Source organism: Rhizobium etli CFN 42 (genome assembly GCF_000092045.1).
In the GTDB taxonomy this organism is placed as follows: Bacteria; Pseudomonadota; Alphaproteobacteria; order Rhizobiales; family Rhizobiaceae; genus Rhizobium; species Rhizobium etli.
Genome location: NC_007761.1, coordinates 2,365,077 through 2,380,719, shown reverse-complemented (window position 1 = coordinate 2,380,719; position 15,643 = coordinate 2,365,077). Strand labels below are relative to the sequence as shown.

Genomic DNA, 15,643 nt, shown 5'->3' with positions numbered 1-15,643 from the left:
CGGAATAGCGCCAAGAGAATCGAATGAATTCGCTTCACGAGTCTAGCGGCTTTTTCTCTATGGTGGAATGAAGGCGAAATGGCGGGCCGCTTATATAGGTTTTATTTGGCTGTTCTGCTTGGCGTCGCGCGGAGAAGATACGTCTGCAAGCCGCGCGCGGCGGTCAGCCCGTGGCGCCAGCTTCCGGCGCGAATGAAGGAGGGGATCTGCATGGCCGGCATCGGACGGGCCAGCGCATAGCCCTGCAGCGTGTCGCAGCCGAGTTGCTCCAGAATGCGCACATGATCCGCCGTTTCGACGCCCTCGGCAATGACGAGAATATTGAGCGAGCGGCCGATATCGATGATGGAGCCGACCAGTTTACGCTGCTCGGCCGATTGCGGCAGCATGCGGATCAGCTCGCGATCAATCTTCAGTGTGTTCGGGCTCAGGCGCAGAAGGCTGACGATCGAAGCGTGGCCTGTGCCGAAGTCGTCGATATGGATGTCGATGCCGACCTTGCGCAGCTTTTTCAAATTGGCGGCCACCGACTTTTCGCAATCATCGAGCGAGATCGATTCCAGCAGTTCGAAAGCGATGGCGCCGGGCTCGATTTTGAGGGCGCGGAGCTTCTTACCGAGGTCGGGATCGGTCAGCCGCCGCGCGGAAACGTTGACCGATATTTTCGGGATCGACAGCCCATCCTTGATCCAGGCACGGCGGTCTGCCAGCGCGCGCTCCAGGATGAGGGCGTCGATCGTCGAGACGACGTCGAGATCCTCGGCGATATCGAGAAAGCGGTCGGGCGTCAGCAGGCCGTGTACGGGGTGTTGCCACCGGGCGAGCGTCTCGGCGCCCGTGACATCGAGCGTGCGGGCGTCGAACTGCAATTGATAGAACGGCACGAATTCGTTGCGCTCCAGGCCGATCAGGATTTCATCGGCGAGTTGCTTGGCGGAGACGATATCGTTGCGGGCCGATGCGGAGAAGAATTCGAAGCGGTTTCGGCCGAGCCCTTTGGCGCGATAGAGCGCGATGTCAGCGTCGAGCAGCGTCTGCTTGGCGTCGAGCTTGGCGCCGCCATTGACGGCGATGCCGATGCTGGCGCCGAAACGGCAGTCGTGCCCCTCGTATCTGACGGGTTTGCGCAATTCGCGAATGATGCGCTGGGCAAGGCCGCCGATCTTCTTCGACGCGGCATTCATGGCGCAGAGGATGACGAATTCATCGCCGCCGATGCGGGCGACGAAATCGGCAGCGCGGACGGAGTTTCTGAGCACATTCGCCGCGTGCTGGAGCATGGCGTCACCGGCTCGGTGACCAAGCGTGTCGTTGATCTGCTTGAAGCGATCGAGATCGACGTGGAGGATCGCCAGGGCAAGGCCCTTGGCACGGCATTCGGCCGAGCGCTCGTCCAGCATCTTGTCGAGATAGCGCCGGTTCGGAAGATCAGTGAGGTAATCATGCAGCGCCAAGCGCTCGATGTTCTCCTTGGCAGCTTCGAGTTCGCGGTTGCGGGCTTCGGCCAGATCCTTGGCACGCTGCAGCTCATTGCGCAGCGCGACGTCCTCGGTGACGTCCCAGTTGGCGCCGATCAGCTTGCGGTGGCCGTTGCCATCGACGAAAAAGGCCGAGCGAGCGCGGATGATGCGTTCGACGCCGTCACCACGGATGATACGATATTCCTGCTGGAAATCGCTGCCGCTTTCGACGCTGCGGCCGGCCAGACCGAGCACGCGCTCGCGGTCGTCTGGATGCAGGCTTTTCGCCCAGGCATCGCTCGCGATCTGATGCGAGGCGCCCTGCAGGCCGTAAATGGCGATGAGGCGATCGTCCCATTCGACCGTATCATTCTCGATATCGGCCTCGAAAACGCCGATATGGGAAATCTCCAGCGCCAGGTCGAGCCGGCGCGACAGAAGCGACAGCGTTTCCTCGGCTTCCTTGCGGGCGGTGATGTCGATATCCGTGCCGACGATGCGCGTCGGCACGCCGTTCTCGTCCCATTCGACGCAGGCGCCGCGGCAGTCGATCCAGACCCAGTGGCCGTCCCTGTGGCGCTCGCGATATTGGAAGATCTGATAATTCGGGTCGCCGGCGTTCTGGCGCTCGATGGCATGCGCGACGAAATCTCGGTCATCGGGATGGACGAGCTGCAGCCATGCATCGTAATCGCCGGCAACCTCCTCGTCGGGCGCCATGCCGCGAATGGTTTTCCACGTGGGCGAATAATATTTCCGGTCGAGACGGTAGTTGTGATCCCATACACCGAGGCCCGAGCCGACCAGTGCATGGTTCCATCGGCTCTCCCGCTCCGCCAGCTCGGCATCGCCGGCTCCCCCGCCGACGCCTGCCTCTGCCCCTGCGGCATCACCCTGCGGATCCTCGGCCTCTGGATGGGCTTTCTTCACGGGCATTCTCGCTTATTCATCTCGGGTGCAGTCTGCTGTCTTTCCATTAAGAAAGGCTTAGAAAGCAACTTCTGAATTAACGAGAAGGCGGTTTTCCTCAATCTGCGGAGAGACGGCTCAGGAACTGAGCAAAAACCATGGTGCCCTCTGGCCAGGGACCGTGACCGGAATCGGCATTGATATGTCCTGCTTCACCGGCATCGACGAGAAAAGAGCCCCAGCTGCTGGCCATATCGTCTGCATGCTCATAGCTGCCGAACGGATCGTTGCGGCTGGCGACGGTGATCGAGGGGAAGGGCAGCGGATCGCGTGGATAGGGACCGAAGGTCATCAGATGCTTCGGGCGGATGTCGGGATTGGTGACGTCGGGCGGAGCGACAAGGAAAGCGCCTGCCACCCGCTTGCGAAAACGTGGGATGGCATGGATTGCCGAGGGCGCGCCGAGCGAATGGGCGATGAGCACGACCGGGCGGGTCGAGGCGTTCACCTCTTCGGCGATGCGGGCGATCCAGTCCTCGCGGACCGGCTTCGTCCATTCGGCCTGTTCGACGCGCCGCGCCGTGCTGAGCTTCGCCTGCCAGCGGCTCTGCCAATGGCCGGGGCCGGAATTGGTGTAGCCGGGGATGATGAGAATATCTGCGTCTGAGGCTTTCATGGTGCCGCCGATGTGAGAAGGCTTGACCAAGATGTCAAGAGGGGGCGGCAAGGGAGCGACACGGGCGCTGAAATTTGTTATGTTGCTCCAGTGCCGGTTGCGGATTTCGTATCGGCTTACCCGCCGATGCATGTCCGCGGCCGACCAAGTCTCGGCTGAGGAGGAGAAAGCCATGGCGGCATTTCATGTCATGACGGGTGCCAGTGAAAACCTGGCGCGGCCCGTGGTCAATCGCATCGGCATCGCCGACGTCTTCGATGCGCTGAAGCGCGGGCTCGACGATTTCAGTGAGAAACCTTCCCATTACGTGTTCCTGTGCCTGATGTATCCGATTGCCGGCGTCTTCCTGACGCTTTGGACATCCGGCGCCAACCTTCTGCCGATGGTCTTCCCGCTGATGTCCGGTTTCGTGCTGATTGGCCCGATTGCGGCGATCGGTCTTTATGAGATCAGCCGCCGGCGCGAGGAAGGCCTCGATACGTCATGGACGCATGCGCTCGAGGTGCGCCATTCGCCGGCGCTGCCATCGATCATCGCCGTCGGGCTGATGCTCTTTGGCCTTTTCGTCGTTTGGCTGGTGACGGCACAGACGCTATACGCCAATCTTCTCGGCGAAGTGTTTCCGCGCACCATGACGGACTTCACCCGCCAGGTCTTCGGCACGGCCCAGGGCCTGCAGCTGATCGTCTGGGGCAATCTCATCGGATTCGGCTTCGCGCTGGTCGTGCTGGCGATTTCAGTCATCACCTTCCCGCTGCTGCTCGATCGCGATATCGGGGCGGTTGCCGCCGTCGTGACCTCGATCCGTGCGACGGTCATCAATCCGGTGCCGGTGCTGCTCTGGGGCCTGATCGTCGCGGCGCTCCTCGTCATCGGCACGATCCCCGTCTTTGCCGGGCTTGCGCTCGTCATTCCTATCCTCGGCCATGCGACCTGGCATCTCTATCGCAAGCTGGTTGCGCGGGAGGCCGCGTAGCCACGGTTTTGCCCCTCGGAGATTTCGGATTCCGATTCTTCAGGGGAACCTCGAACCTGCCTCGGAGTTTAAATATGGCTCCGAGGGAGGATTTCAGAGGTAACGATGAAGCATCTGTTTGCCCGCTTCGCAACCAAGACATCAGAATGGGCGGGCAAGCCCGTCATCTTCATCCTGGCCCTGAGCGTCGTCATCATCTGGGCGATGCTCGGGCCCTTGTTCGACTATTCGGAAACCTGGCAGCTGATCATCAACACCGGCACGACCATCATCACCTTCCTGATGGTCTTCGTGCTGCAGAACGCACAGACGCGCGACACGCGGGCGATCCAGGCCAAACTCAACGAAATCATCCTGACAAGCCATGCCGAAAATCGCTTCATCGGCATCGAAAATCTCGACGAGGAAGAGCTGAAACATCTCGACCAGCTGGTCGCCAAGGCTGCCAAGGGCAGGGGCGAGACGGAGGCTTGCAGAACTGCGGAGGCGGTGGAAGCCGCTGCGCCGAAAAAGACCGATGCGCGTAAGCGATCGGCGAATGCTAAGGGCTCGAAGATGAAGCAACGACCGCTTGAGAAGAGCTGAACTCCTCAATATGCTTTATAACGCATGCGGGGTCTAAAGCTGTTTTGCAGGGGGAAATGCGCGATTCCTTTCTCAGAGAACCGCAGGTCGAATTGTTTTTTCAGGCCTATCTCATAGGGCCATTGGGCCATTTGCCATTTTCTTCAGTGATCTAGGCCTCGGTCTGCTGTTCGCGAAGTTTTTTCTTTCGCTTCCGATCGTTATTTTATTGTTTATTTTTTATCGCATTAAATATGCCGCAGTAAATTCACGCCAATTTTTGTGGGGAGCCATCATCTTTATCGCAACGTTGGTGTTAATCGTTGCGTCGTTCTTTTTGATGCGCGGCGGGATAAATGATCTCACACGGAAGGACATGACAATATTTATCCTGATTGTGTCCGTTCCTTCTCTCCTTGCGACATGCATCTACTTCCCGGTCATGATCAGGCTGCGGCTAAGACGGAGCGTCGGGTAGACAGCGCAGTAGACAACGGCGCCGGAAGGCGCCGCCATGACGTAGAAAAGAATCCTTATGCGGCTCCAAACACCCGCCGGAAGATCGTATCGACGTGCTTGGTATGATAGCCAAGGTCGAACTTCTCCCGAATATCCTCCTCGGATAGCGCCGCGCGCACCTCCGCATCCGCGAGCAGCTCTTCCAAAAAGTCCTTGCCCTGTTCCCAGACCTTCATGGCGTTGCGCTGGACCAGGCGGTAGGCGTCTTCGCGGGAGGTGCCGGCCTGGGTCAGCGCCAGGAGGACGCGTTGGGAGTGGACGAGGCCGCGGAACTTGTTGAGGTTCTTCTCCATGTTCTCCGGGTAAACCAACAGCTTTTCGATGACGCCTGCCAGACGCGACAAGGCGAAGTCGAGGGTAACGGTGGCGTCGGGGCCGATCATGCGTTCGACTGAGGAGTGGGAGATATCACGCTCGTGCCAGAGGGCGACGTTTTCCATGGCCGGCAGGGCGTAGGAGCGGACCATTCGGGCAAGGCCGGTCAGGTTTTCGGTCAGCACCGGGTTACGCTTGTGGGGCATCGCCGAGGAGCCCTTCTGGCCGGGCGAGAAGTATTCTTCGGCTTCCAGCACTTCGGTGCGCTGCAAGTGGCGGATTTCGGTCGCCAGGCGCTCGATCGACGAGGCGACGACGCCGAGGGTGGCGAAGTACATGGCGTGACGGTCGCGCGGGATGACCTGGGTCGAAACCGGCTCGGCCTTCAGGCCAAGCGCCTCTGCGACATGTTCCTCGACGCGCGGATCGATATTGGCGAAGGTGCCGACGGCGCCCGAGATGGCGCAGGTCGCGACTTCCTCGCGGGCGGCGACGAGGCGCTGGCGGCAGCGCTCGAATTCGGCATAGGCAAGCGCCAGCTTGACGCCGAAGGTGGTGGGCTCGGCATGGATGCCGTGCGAGCGGCCGATGGTGACGGTGTCCTTGTGTTCGAAGGCGCGGGTTTTCAGCGCCGTCAGCAGCCGGTCGAGATCGGCAATCAGAATATCGGTGGCGCGCACCAGCTGGACGTTGAAGCAGGTGTCGAGCACGTCGGACGAAGTCATGCCCTGGTGGACGAAGCGTGCATCCGGGCCGACGATCTCGGCGAGATGGGTCAGGAAGGCGATGACGTCATGCTTGGTGACAGCCTCGATCTCATCGATGCGGGCGACATCGAAGGTCGCGGCGCCGCCTTTTTCCCAGATCGTCTTGGCCGCCGATTTCGGGATGACGCCGAGCTCGGCCAGCGCGTCGCAGGCATGCGCCTCGATCTCGAACCAGATGCGGAACTTGGTTTCGGGAGACCAGATGGCGACCATTTCGGGCCGGGAGTAACGCGGGATCATGGGCGGCTGCCTTCACTTCAAGAGGTTAAGCATCAATGTTTTGTCTTGCGCAATTTCGGGCGCAAAACCGCTGAACACTTTTGCTGAAATTGCTTCAGGGCCCCTGTAGCAAAGACGGGCAGCAATCTCAACGCATGCGTTTGGCAAGATAATAGCTGCTGACCACAAGGCAGACGAGACCGAGCGGCAGGAAAAGACGCAGACCGATCACCAGGAACTGATAGACGGCGCTGATGCTGGTGAAGATGAACTGGAAGACCCAGATGCCGCTTCCGAAGGGTGCGTGCCAGCGCGAATAAAAGATCCGATATTCCATCGCGAAGAGGAAGGCGGTCATCGCGATCGTGGCCGCGATCAGCGTCACGAAAAAGGCGGCGAAACGCGCCTCCGGCGGTTTGCCATAGGCGAGGAAGCGGGCAGTCGGCAAAGCGAAGGGCCAAGCGAGCAGGCCGCCGAGGAAATAGAGCGCGGCGAGTTCGGCAAGGCGGCTCGTCTCCAGGCCGTTACGCAGATAGAGACCGAGCATAGCAGAGACGAGCATCTGCATGCCCCAGAGCGGCGCGCCGGCAACCAGATCGCGGTAGGGCGGCCATGCCGCTCGCATGCGACTCCTCCGGCGCCCCATTCCGGAATGATCCAGGCTCAGGGATGAACCGGGACGGCGATCCAGCGCCCGTTCCTTTGCGCATCGAAGGCCAGGACCAGGGCGATATGAACCTGGTTTGCAGCTTCCGGCTGATAGACGACGGCGCCACCTATTCTATATTCGACCGAACATGCGCGCTCGGCCGGAACCGTTTGCACCTGGCGGGCTGCCTGCCGGTTCGGAGCGCCTTCCTTCTCGATCATCTGCAGGCTGAAGCCAAGGACCCGCTTGGCGATCGCCGCGCAGTCCTTCGGCGCCGCTATCGGCAACTCGCCAAGGGAAAGCGTATAGGGCGATTTCGGCGGGCCGTCTGTCGCAAGCGTGGTGTAGCGCAGCGTCTTTGCGGGCGAGCCGAGTTCGGTCGGCGGATTGAAGGCGGCGATCAGGCCGGGGTTGGTCAGGAGATCGTATTTGTCCATCTGGCTGCGCGCCGCCGTCAGGTTCTGCCGCCGCGCCTTGGAAAGATTGGCGTCCTTGTCGGTCAGCTCGGTGCGGAAGGGCGTGCCCTCGAGATACTGGCCCTTATCGGTATCGATGAAATAGGTGTTGGAATAGGGAACGTTGCTGCCCTCCTCGATGCCGAACTCCTGGAACGCGAAGACCTTGCCGTCGGCGGAAAAGCCGATCGGCTGGATGCTGGCGATGTCGCCGGCAAGTGCAGCGCCCGGCAGGCCGACAAGCGCCGCGGCCAGCAGGCCGCCGATCAAAAGCTGCTTCTTCATGATCGTGCTCCTTCGGCTGCCCGGCGCAGATCGGCGACGGTCCGGCGATAATTCTCGACCGTGCCACCCTTGAAAATGGCCGAGCCGGCGACGAGGACGTTGCCGCCGGCGCGCGCGATTGCCGGCGCCGTTTCCACGGTGACGCCGCCGTCGACCTCGAGTTCGATAGGCCTGTCGCCGATCAGAGACTTTGCCGCTGCGATCTTGGACGTCATCGCGGGGATGAATTTCTGTCCGCCGAAACCGGGATTGACCGACATGATGAGGATGAGGTCGACGTCGTCGAGCACGTTCTCGATGGCGCTGAGCGGCGTCGCCGGATTGAGCGTCACGCCAACCTTCTTGCCGAGATTGCGGATGGTCTGCAGCGAGCGGTGCAGATGTGGCCCGGATTCGGCATGGACGGTGATACGGTCGCAGCCGGCCTTCGCGAAGGCTTCGAGATAGTTGTCGACCGGCGAGATCATCAGATGGCAGTCGAAAGTGGCTGATGTGTAGGCGCGCAGCGACTTGATGACATCAGGACCGAAGGAGATGTTCGGCACGAAATGCCCATCCATCACGTCGAGGTGGATCCAGTCGGCGCCGGCGGCCGTGACGTCGCGCACCTCCTCGCCGAGCCTGGCGAAATCCGCCGCGAGGATCGAAGGGGCAATGCGAATGGGCAGCGTCATCAAGTCTTTACTCCCGTATGGGCGCCACTTTCGCACGGCGCCGGAATTCAAGGGCTGGCGACCGCTCATTGCGTCGGCGCAGCAGGTGGAAAAAAGCCATTGCCCCGCCATTCAAGCAGGCGGTAGGGGTTTTGCGAAAGCTCATGCGCGCCGGTGAAGGCGACGGCGCCGATCGGTGTCTGGAATGTCGTGCCGACAAGTGTCTCCCGCAGCGGCTTGCCGGCGGCCGCGGCGGCTTCGGCCGCCTGGCCGGCAATCAGGGCCGCCGCCAGCGATGGCAGGACATAACCTTCGGGCTCGGTGCCCTTGGCGCGAAGCGTGTCGGCCGCCGGCGCGCCTTCCGGCAAAAGCGCATATTCGGGCAAGGCGACGGCACGCACGCCGGGAGTGAGCGGCAGCGGCTGATCGGCGGCGCGCATGGCATCGCCGCCGAGGATCGACAGCGGAATGTTTTCCGCCTTGGCGTCGCGGGCCATGACGGCGACATCGTTGCGATCGCCGCCGACGAAGACCCTGCTGGCGCCGGCCCGTTTCAGACGGCGCACGAGGGCGATCTGCTGCTCTTGTCCCGGCCGATAGGTATCGGTGAAAACCGGCTTCAGGCCGTTCTGCTCCAGCGCATTGCGCACGGCTTCCGTCAGTTCGCGGCCATGAATGGTGCCGTCCTCAATCAGCGCGATCGGGTCGGCTGCCCAGTCCTTGAGGATCACCTCGATGATCTTTGCCGCCTCGGTGCCATCGGCAGGTGCCAAGCGGAAGAGCGGCCAGCCGTTTTTTAGCGCATCCTCCATCAGGATGCGCGAACGTGCCGAAACGGTGATCGCGGGAATATTGGCGTCCTTCAGCTTCGGCAGTGCTCCTTCCAGCGTCTCACTGCAGAGAAAACCGACCGCGACCTGAACCTTGGCATTGACGAGCGCATCGGCAACTGCAGCACCGCTGTTGTCCTCGCAGGTCTCGTTGACGGCGACGAGCGTATTGCCGGATTGCTGTATCTGGAAACCGGCGCCGGCGGCGATCTGCGCGCCGAGCAGGCCGAGCGGTCCGCCCTGCGGGGCGACGACGCCGATCGTCACGCCGGCCGCATGGCCTTGCGCCGCCGTTCCGAGCAGCGTCAGAAGGGCTGCTATGCCACGCAGGTTGATCATGAAAGGCAGAGATCCTTAGCCATCGTCCATGCCCTTTTATCCGCAAGGCCGCAATCGTCAAAGAAAAACAAGCGGAACCCGACGCTTTTCACCTGTCCCATTGTAGAAAAGGTAACCGATGCTCGCCATATTGGCGCGATAAAGCGCGTCGCGATCTTTCAGATTCGCTCCTCGCGCTTTAGGTCTTTGTTTTTACGCATGTCGTTGTCGCAAAACGCTGCACGCTTTTTGGCGATATGCTCTAGCAAGACGATCCAGGCAGATGAACGTGCATGGGAGAAGCAGGTGTTGAACAGACAGCATATCGATCCCGGCCTTTATCGCGATGCCATGAGCCGTTATGCCGGTCATGTGCAGCTCGTGACGACGGCGATGGAAGGTCTGCGCCGCGGCGTCACCATCACTGCCGCCTGCTCGGTCTCGGACAATCCGGCTTCGGTGCTGATCTGCCTCAACAACACCAATCCGAAGAACGAGATCTTTTTCCGCAGCGGCATCTTCGTGCTCAACACGCTCGGCGCCCACCATCAGGCCGTCGCCGACGCTTTCTCCGGGCGCACCGCGATTGACAATGACGAGCGCTTCGCCAGCGCCCGTTTCGACACGCTCGTCACCGGCGCGCCCGTTCTTGCCGATGCGCTCGCCGCCTTCGATTGCCGGGTGACCGACATCAAGGAAATGCCGACGCACAATGTCATTTTCGGTGAGGTCGCCGCCGTCCGCTTCAGCGAAAAGCATCCGGCGCTTATCTACCTGAACCGGGATTATCACACGCTGTAATCGGCCGCCAATTCGAGGGTATGGAAAATGGACAATGCCGGGATCGAGGAAATGTTTCAGGGGCTTGGCCCCGTCACGATCAAGCGCATGTTCGGCGGCAAGGGCATTTATCATCTCGGGCGCATAGTCGCCGTCGAGGTGCGCGACGAGATGCTGCTGAAAGCCGATGAGACGAGCGCCCCGGAATTTGTCGCCGCCGGCGCCACGCAATGGGCCTATGAAGGCAAGAAGGGCAAGCCGGTGAAGATGCCCTACTGGTCGATCCCCGAAGAAGCTTACGACGATCCCGATCTGATGGCGAAGTGGGTACGGCTTGCCTATGAGGCGGCGCTTCGCGCCGAAAGTTGAGCGGTTTCGTCTGGCGGCAAGGCTGCGATCGCCGCCTTGGTGAAGGCTGAGAGCGGCTCGGGCAAATCAGTCAAGGGAAACCAGCCGAAATCCGAAAGCTTGTCCGGCTCGATCAATTGCGGCTCGCCATCGACATCGCGCGCGAGATAAAGGATGGAGATCCAGTGCTGGCGGTCGGCATCGATGATCTGTTCGGTCATGCCGATGCGCTCGATCCGGCCGATCCTGAGGCCGGTTTCTTCCTGGGCTTCGCGGCGCGCAGCGTCTTCAGCCGGCTCCATGTGATCGACCTTGCCCCCGACGATGTTCCAGTAGCCGGCTTCAGGCGGGCGCATGCGCTTGTAGAGAAGGATCCTGCCTTGGCGCAGAATCACCAAGCCGACGCCAAGGCCCGGGAAGTCGACGCCAGGCTTGCCCACTGGACGTTCAGACCTTGGCGCTGCCGGCGATCAGCATGAAGGCGGGGATGTCGTCGCCGAAACCAACGGGGGTCGGGCCATCATCGTGATCGCGATGACGGCGGCGGTCGCGGCTGTCGTCATTTGCTGGATAAGGCCGATTGTTGCGCGCATTGTTTTGCGGCTTCTGCTCTGCTTTGCGCTCGTTCTTCACGACTTCGGCCTTTGCTGGTGCTGCTGCGATCACTTGGACGTCACTATCCTGTATGTCGTTATCAGATTTATGACCTGCGGCGCTGCGATTGCCGCGCCCGCGGCCGCGATCTCGCTCGCCCCTTTCACCCTTCGCGCCACGCTCGCGGCTGTTGCGCCGCGGGCGATCGCTGTCGGCACTTTCTTCGGCCGGTGGAAGAGAATTCAGATCGCCGTTCAGCCATTCGACCTTTTCGCCGATCAGCTTCTCGATCGCATCGACAAATTTGGTGTCGCGCTTGGTGACGAGCGTGAAGGCGGCGCCCGAGCGGCCGGCGCGGCCTGTGCGACCGATGCGATGGACGTAGTCTTCTGAATGGATCGGCACGTCGAAATTGAAGACGTGGCTGACATCGGGAATGTCGAGGCCGCGGGCGGCGACGTCGGAGGCGACCAGCAGCTGGAGATTGCCGTCACGGAAGTTCTGCAGCATCATCGTGCGGGAGCGTTGATCCATATCGCCATGCAACGCACCGACGTTGAAGCCGTGTCGTTCGAGCGACCGGAAGAGATCGGCGACATCCTTCTTGCGATTGCAGAAGATGATGGCGTTCTTGAGTTCGGTCTGGGCGCGGACGAGTTCACGCAGAACCGCGCGCTTCTCGTAATCCTTGCTGTGCGAGGCGACGAAGCGCTGCGTCACGGTCTTTGCAGCCGAAGCGGGCCTTGCCACTTCGATGCGCTCGGGATTCTGCAGGAAGCGGTCGGCGAGCTTCTGAATTTCCGGCGGCATGGTGGCCGAGAAGAACAGCGTCTGGCGGGTGAAGGGGATGAGCTTGGCGATGCGCTCGATGTCGGGAATGAAGCCCATGTCGAGCATGCGGTCGGCTTCATCGATGACGAGGATCTCGACGCCGCTCATCAAGAGCTTGCCGCGCTCGAAATGGTCGAGCAGGCGGCCGGGCGTGCAGATCAGAACGTCGGCGCCGCGCTCGAGCTTGCGATCCTGGTCCTCGAAGGAAACGCCGCCGATCAGGAGGGCGACGTTGAGGCGGTGGTTCTTGCCATATTTCTCGAAGTTTTCGGCGACCTGGGCGGCGAGTTCGCGCGTCGGCTCGAGGATCAGCGTGCGGGGCATGCGGGCGCGGGCGCGGCCCTTTTCAAGAAGCGACAGCATCGGCAGGACAAAAGATGCCGTTTTGCCGGTGCCCGTCTGCGCGATACCGCAAATGTCGCGACGCTCGAGCGCAAAGGGAATGGCCCCCGCCTGGATAGGTGTGGGGATCGTATAGCCCGCGTCTGTGACAGCGGATAGCACTTTTTGGCTCAAGCCAAGGTCAGCGAATGTCGTCAAAGGGAAAACAGTTTCCGTTCCGGTTCGGCCGAGCTCTGAACGAGTCGGCGGGATTGCATGCCGCAATGCAGCGCGACATAGCCCCGAATGGCCGGCAAGTCAAGAAATAGAGAGGCCGCACCCCATGCAGAGTGAAGCTTTGGTTACTGTGCGGGTATTACTTGATATAGGTGGCGAGTTTAAGGCCCGCACTCATGAAATATACTGGGTCGACCGCATGGCCGTTCTGGCGCACTTCATAGTGCAAATGCGTACCGGTCGAGCGGCCCGTGCTGCCGGCAAGGCCGATGACGTCGTTTCGGTCCACCGTATCGCCGATCTTGACCAGGACCTGGGACATGTGCCCGTAGCGCGTCGAGATGCCGTTGCCGTGATCGATCTCGACCATATTGCCGTAACCGCCGGTCCAGCCAGCTGATATCACCTTGCCGGGCGCCGTCGGGCGGATCTTTTCGCCCGGCGAAAAGCGGAAATCGATGCCGGAATGCAGCGCCAGGCGGCCGAGGAAGGGGTCGCGGCGGTTGCCGAAGGGGCTGGTCATTTCCTTGCCGACGGCGGGGTTGCGGAAGGGCAGGGATTCGGCGGTGCTGCGTATAGCTTCGAGCCGTGTCAGCGCGCCGTCGAGAGCGATCAGCGAATTGTTGAAATCGTCATTGTTCTCCGGCTCGACATAGGGGCCGCCGACGGCGCTGTCATCCTCGTCCTGCTTGGCAGCGGTCTCGGGCGTGGGAATCTTGAACCGGGTCAGCACGCCCTCGATGGCGTTGGCCGCGTTGCCGGCGTCGCTCGTCAGCTGCTCTACGCGCTTGCGCTGGTCCTGTTCGACATCCTTCAGCGACAGCGTCACCTTGGAGAAGATGCGGTCGGCGCGATCGCCGACCGTCTCTGTGGCCGGCACGTAGGCAAGAGTGGTGTTGTCGGGAGTGGCATCGGCTGGTGCGCCGCTTGCCAGCTGTTTCTCGATTGCCTCGATGCCGCTGCCGCCGAGCGAAGCGCGCTTGTCCTTGATGGCAGGGGCGTAGGATTGCACGGGCGAAGACGGCGCGCTGTCCTTATCCGTGAGCCCAGAGCTTTCGGCGCGATCGAGCAGGTTGTCGAGCTTGCCGTGGCGTGAGGTGAGCGCCATCTGCTGCTCCATCAGCTTGTCGACCTTGTCTTCCACCACCTGCTGGTCGAGAAGCTGACGGGAGGTGATGCGATCGACCTGGGCACGAAGGGCGGCGATGCGATCTTCGTAGTCGTGCTGCATGCGGGCTTGGCGCGCCATGGTGGCGCCGATCAGGTCGTCGCGCAGCACGAGATAGGAGGTGGCCAGGAGGTAGCCGATGGAAAAGACGCCGAGGAAGCAGAAGGCGAGGGCGGCCATCCACGGCCGAACCGTCATGTGGCGGACCTTGTCACCGCTTGCCAGGATCAGAATATGTTCCTGCGCCCGCTTGCCGAATACCCGGTGCTGATGTCCGCCGTTCACGCAGGCTCTCCCGATTGATGCTCTACGCCTCTTTCGGAAATTAGACACGTTTATGGTTAATGAATGCTTTCGTCGCCGCCGTTTACGTTAGAAAATCAATCAGCTCAGGCATGGCTGATCGATGCCAGGGAGCGGTAGAAGGATGGCGTCAACCCGGCTTCGGCGCGGGCAAGATCGTTGAAAGGCGGCTTCAGCGGCCCGCGGAAATTGGTGCGCACCAGCTCCTGAAAGGCCTTTGCCGGATCGCGTTTCTCCCGCGCGCAGAGGAAGCGGAACCATTTGGCGCCAACGGCGACATGACCTTTCTCGTCGTTGTAAATGACATCGAGCACCGCCGCGCTTTCGAGATCGCCGGTCTCACGCATCTTCGCCTGCAGCGACGGCGTGACGTCGAGACCACGGGCTTCGAGAATCAGTGGCACGACCGCCAGCCTTGCCGTCAGGTCGTTGCGCGTCGAATGGGCGGCCTGCCACAACCCGTCGTGGGCGGGAAGATCGCCGTAATCGGCGCCGAGATCGTTCAGGCGGGCGCGCACCATGCGGAAATGCTTCGCCTCCTCGAAGGCGACCTGCATCCAGCCGTCGAAGAAGGAATTCGGCACCGGCTCTGTTGCAAATCGCGCCACGATATCGAGCGCGAGATCGACGGCGTTGAGCTCGATATGGGCAATGGCATGGAAGAGGGCGATCCGGCCTTTTAGCGTGTGCAACGAGCGCTTTTCCACCTGGGTCGGCGGCGTCAGCACCGGTTTATCGGGACGGCCGGGCCTCTCCGGCAGGGCAGCGTCGAGCGGTGAGCGCAGCGACACCCGGCGGGCGAACCAGCGGGTGGCGCTTTCCTGCGCAAGGGCGGTCTTGCGGTCGAGGTCGGCCGAGCGGATGGCGTCTATAGCGCCGCCGCGCAGCGAGTTTATCGCGAGATCACCGGTCACGCGGCCAGATTCCTGACGGCCTCGAGGACGGCCTCGGCATGGCCCTGTACTTTCACCTTCTGCCAGATTGTCGCGATCGTGCCATCCTGACGGATAAGGAAAGTCGTGCGTTCGACGCCCATGAAGTTGCGGCCGTACATGCTCTTTTCCTTCCAGACACCATAGGCCTGCAATGTCGTCTTGTCTTCATCCGAGGCGAGCGCGACCGAAAGACGGTGCTTTTTGATAAACTTGTCGTGGCAGGCTGCCGAATCGGGCGACATGCCGATAACGGCAGCACCTGCTGCTTCAAACTCCGGCGCCAGCGCAGTAAAAGCCAGCGATTCGGCCGTGCAGCCTGTCGTGTCGTCCTTGGGATAGAAGAACAGGACGAGCGGCCTGCCGTGAAAATCGGATAGCGAGACACGGCCACCGCCATCGCGGGGGAGGTTGAAGTCGGGGGCCAGGGCACCGATGCCGGGAACCGCCATTGGGGAAACCTTTCTTTTGCCGGGTTTGTGGATGACACTCTCTGTCCCCGAATTATATAGTGGACGGAAACCCGTCCAGCAT

At 61.5% G+C, this 15,643-nt stretch carries 16 protein-coding genes; 4 read left to right on the top strand and 12 right to left on the bottom strand.

The features are described from left to right. Window positions 1-101 precede the first annotated feature (101 nt). Both RHE_RS11640 and RHE_RS11635 read right to left on the bottom strand, forming a co-directional pair. Window positions 102-2,396, bottom strand: a complete 2,295-nt coding sequence (locus RHE_RS11640) for a putative bifunctional diguanylate cyclase/phosphodiesterase (protein WP_011425537.1) — start codon at window positions 2,394-2,396, stop codon at window positions 102-104. Between the two features lie 91 nt (window positions 2,397-2,487). Then, entirely contained in the window at window positions 2,488-3,045 is a 558-nt protein-coding gene (locus RHE_RS11635) for an RBBP9/YdeN family alpha/beta hydrolase (protein ID WP_011425536.1), read from the bottom strand. 172 nt (window positions 3,046-3,217) lie between these two features. On the opposite strand from RHE_RS11635, the gene RHE_RS11630 reads away from it, so the two are divergent. Together RHE_RS11630 and RHE_RS11625 are read left to right on the top strand one after the other, a co-directional pair. Then, a complete protein-coding gene (locus RHE_RS11630; protein WP_011425535.1) occupies window positions 3,218-4,021 on the top strand; it encodes a DUF2189 domain-containing protein in 804 nt (267 codons plus the stop codon). Window positions 4,022-4,126: 105 nt separating this feature from the next. Beyond that, window positions 4,127-4,606 carry a low affinity iron permease family protein gene (locus RHE_RS11625; RefSeq protein WP_011425534.1) on the top strand — a complete coding sequence of 160 codons (480 nt, stop codon included), beginning with the start codon at window positions 4,127-4,129 and terminating at the stop codon, window positions 4,604-4,606. A 512-nt stretch (window positions 4,607-5,118) separates the two neighbouring features. Here RHE_RS11625 and purB read toward each other — a convergent pair. From purB to RHE_RS11595, 5 genes are all read right to left on the bottom strand, one after another. Further along, window positions 5,119-6,426: an adenylosuccinate lyase gene (purB, locus tag RHE_RS11615; protein ID WP_011425533.1), complete on the bottom strand. Its 1,308-nt coding sequence runs from the start codon at window positions 6,424-6,426 to the stop codon at window positions 5,119-5,121. Between the two features lie 127 nt (window positions 6,427-6,553). After that, a complete protein-coding gene (locus tag RHE_RS11610; protein ID WP_042118534.1) occupies window positions 6,554-7,051 on the bottom strand; it encodes a hypothetical protein in 498 nt (165 codons plus the stop codon). A gap of 17 nt (window positions 7,052-7,068) precedes the next feature. Further along, window positions 7,069-7,794, bottom strand: coding sequence for a DUF2259 domain-containing protein (locus tag RHE_RS11605; protein WP_011425531.1), 726 nt, complete (start codon window positions 7,792-7,794; stop codon window positions 7,069-7,071). Then, the gene (gene rpe, locus RHE_RS11600) at window positions 7,791-8,468 is read right to left on the bottom strand and encodes a ribulose-phosphate 3-epimerase (protein WP_011425530.1); all 678 of its coding nucleotides are present in this window, start codon (window positions 8,466-8,468) and stop codon (window positions 7,791-7,793) included. The genes RHE_RS11605 and rpe overlap by 4 nt, the downstream gene beginning before the upstream one ends. Before the next feature lie 65 nt (window positions 8,469-8,533). After that, on the bottom strand, window positions 8,534-9,616 hold the full coding sequence (locus tag RHE_RS11595; protein ID WP_011425529.1) for an ABC transporter substrate-binding protein: 1,083 nt from the start codon (window positions 9,614-9,616) through the stop codon (window positions 8,534-8,536). A 285-nt stretch (window positions 9,617-9,901) separates the two neighbouring features. Between RHE_RS11595 and RHE_RS11590 the strand changes: the two genes are divergently transcribed. Then, window positions 9,902-10,396: a flavin reductase gene (locus tag RHE_RS11590; protein ID WP_041678657.1), complete on the top strand. Its 495-nt coding sequence runs from the start codon at window positions 9,902-9,904 to the stop codon at window positions 10,394-10,396. 27 nt (window positions 10,397-10,423) lie between these two features. Further along, window positions 10,424-10,744 (top strand): TfoX/Sxy family protein, encoded by a 321-nt coding sequence (locus RHE_RS11585; protein ID WP_020921389.1) that lies wholly within the window; start codon window positions 10,424-10,426, stop codon window positions 10,742-10,744. Here RHE_RS11585 and RHE_RS11580 read toward each other — a convergent pair. From RHE_RS11580 to RHE_RS11560, 5 genes are all read right to left on the bottom strand, one after another. Then, window positions 10,714-11,163, bottom strand: a complete 450-nt coding sequence (locus RHE_RS11580) for an NUDIX domain-containing protein (RefSeq protein ID WP_020921388.1) — start codon at window positions 11,161-11,163, stop codon at window positions 10,714-10,716. The genes RHE_RS11585 and RHE_RS11580 overlap by 31 nt on opposite strands. Before the next feature lie 7 nt (window positions 11,164-11,170). Next, window positions 11,171-12,688 (bottom strand): DEAD/DEAH box helicase, encoded by a 1,518-nt coding sequence (locus RHE_RS11575; RefSeq protein ID WP_042118531.1) that lies wholly within the window; start codon window positions 12,686-12,688, stop codon window positions 11,171-11,173. 157 nt (window positions 12,689-12,845) lie between these two features. Further along, the gene (locus tag RHE_RS11570) at window positions 12,846-14,159 is read right to left on the bottom strand and encodes a peptidoglycan DD-metalloendopeptidase family protein (protein ID WP_042118528.1); all 1,314 of its coding nucleotides are present in this window, start codon (window positions 14,157-14,159) and stop codon (window positions 12,846-12,848) included. Window positions 14,160-14,263: 104 nt separating this feature from the next. Continuing rightward, window positions 14,264-15,091, bottom strand: a complete 828-nt coding sequence (locus RHE_RS11565; RefSeq protein WP_011425523.1) for a ferritin-like domain-containing protein — start codon at window positions 15,089-15,091, stop codon at window positions 14,264-14,266. Next, window positions 15,088-15,561, bottom strand: coding sequence for a peroxiredoxin (locus RHE_RS11560; protein WP_011425522.1), 474 nt, complete (start codon window positions 15,559-15,561; stop codon window positions 15,088-15,090). Before RHE_RS11560 ends, RHE_RS11565 begins: the two co-directional genes overlap by 4 nt. Window positions 15,562-15,643 lie beyond the last annotated feature (82 nt).